The sequence below is a fragment of the Streptomyces viridosporus genome (assembly GCF_002078235.1).
Lineage (GTDB): Bacteria > Actinomycetota > Actinomycetes > Streptomycetales > Streptomycetaceae > Streptomyces > Streptomyces viridosporus.
In genome coordinates this window covers 1-1,161 of sequence record NZ_MSGP01000409.1, presented here as the reverse complement: position 1 = coordinate 1,161, position 1,161 = coordinate 1, and the positions used below count along the sequence as shown (strand labels likewise).

At 74.8% G+C, this 1,161-nt stretch carries 1 protein-coding gene; it reads left to right on the top strand.

What is annotated here, in order from left to right; genetic code table 11:
* The first annotated feature begins 184 nt into the window (after positions 1-184).
* Positions 185-985, top strand: a complete 801-nt coding sequence (locus B7L92_RS27030) for an enoyl-CoA hydratase/isomerase family protein (protein WP_081239981.1) — start codon at positions 185-187, stop codon at positions 983-985.
* Positions 986-1,161: the final 176 nt, after the last annotated feature.

Here is a 1,161-nt window from a genome sequence, read left to right as displayed (position 1 = left end):
ACTCCGGCGGCCCTTCCCCGGTGGAGCGCATGTTGTGCGCTCCCCCGGGGAAGGGCCGCCGGAGTCGGCCGGATATCACTCGAACGGGTGGGCGGGGGAAGCGGGCGCGTGCCCTTTTCCGGGCGGGCGTCGGGCTGCGATGATCGGGGCGAGCGATGTTAACCCGCGTTAACCGGAGGGTGTCATGAGTGAGGAACGGTTCGGGGAGTTCGTGCTGGTGCGCCGGCACGAGCAGGGGCATGTCGCGGAGCTCGTCCTCGACCGGCCGCGGGCCATGAACGCCGTGTCGACCGGGATGGCCCGCTCCCTCGCCGGGGCCTGTGCGGCGCTGGCGGAGGACCGGGACGTCCGGGTGGTGGTGCTGACCTCGTCGCACGAGCGGGCGTTCTGCGTGGGGGCCGACCTGAAGGAGCGCAACTCCTTCAGCGACGCCGACCTGGTGCGCCAGCGCCCGGTGGCGCGCGGGGCGTACACCGGGGTGCTCGAACTGCCGGTGCCCACGGTCGCGGCGGTGCACGGGTTCGCCCTGGGCGGCGGTTTCGAGCTGGCCCTGTCGTGCGACGTGATCGTGGCCGACCGCACGGCCGTGGTGGGACTGCCCGAGGTGTCCGTCGGGGTGATCCCGGGCGGCGGCGGTACGCAGCTGCTGCCCCGGCGGGTGGGCGCGGCGCGCGCCGCCGAGCTGATTTTCACGGCGCGGCGGGTGGAGGCCGCCGAGGCCCGGGAGCTGGGGCTCGTCGACGAACTGGTGGAGGAGGGGCGGGACCGGGAGGCGGCCCTGGCCCTGGCGTCCCGGATCGCCGCGAACTCCCCGGTGGGGCTGCGGGCGGCCAAGCGGGCGCTGCGTCTCGGGCACGGGCTGGACCTGTCCGCCGGTCTCGAGGTCGAGGACGCGGCCTGGCGGTCGGTGGCGTTCTCGGGCGACCGCGCGGAGGGGGTCGCCGCCTTCAACGAGAAGCGCAGGCCGAACTGGCCGGGAGAGTAGCGGAGGCTCGTCGTGATTCCGGGGCCGCCCCGCTGTGGGCGGTCCCCGTTCGCGCGGTTAATGTACCCGTTCGCCCGGAACCTCCCTAGCCTGGAGGGATGGGTGAGGACAGCCGGCTGGCGGCCGTGGTGGCGCTGGCCCAGGGCATGGCCGCCGCGCAGAGCTCGCGGGAGGCC

Coding starts and splice junctions, on each gene's coding strand:
- B7L92_RS27030 (WP_081239981.1), top strand. CDS start 185: ATGAGTGAGGAACGGTTCGGGGAGTTCGTGCTGGTGCGCCGGCACGAG.